Origin of the sequence: Halomonas sp. ND22Bw (genome assembly GCF_003011945.1) — a bacterium.
In the GTDB taxonomy this organism is placed as follows: Bacteria; Pseudomonadota; Gammaproteobacteria; order Pseudomonadales; family Halomonadaceae; genus Halomonas; species Halomonas halophila.
Window position 1 is genome coordinate 1 of the sequence record NZ_PXWD01000324.1, and the last position, 370, is coordinate 370.

Here is a 370-nt window from a genome sequence, read left to right on the forward strand (position 1 = left end):
GAACGCCCAGCAGGCGACGGGAACCCAGGCGTCGGACGCCCCGGTTTCGACCGTCGATGAAGTCGTAGTGGTCGGCACCCGTTCCAGCCTTCAGTCGGCCATGAACCGCAAGCGTTCGGCCAGCACCGTCTCGGACTCCATCGTCGCCGACGACATCGGCCAGTTTCCCGCCAAGAACGTGGGCGAGGCCCTGGGTCGGGTGCCGGGCGTGCAGTTGTCGCGCGACTTCGGCGAAGGCAACGCCGTGTCGATCCGCGGCGTCGAGCCGGACCTGAACCGCGTCGAGGTCAATGGCGTCAGCGTCCTGTCCACGGCGGGCAATCTGAACGTCTATGGCGGCGGCGGCCGGTCCAACGACTTCCGCGAACTG

1 protein-coding gene is annotated in these 370 nt (G+C 67.8%); it reads left to right on the forward strand.

Features of this window, described 5'->3' with window-relative positions:
• Window positions 1-370 (forward strand): TonB-dependent receptor plug domain-containing protein (locus CVH10_RS18275; RefSeq protein ID WP_181244486.1); only part of this gene is annotated, 370 nt, incomplete at both ends.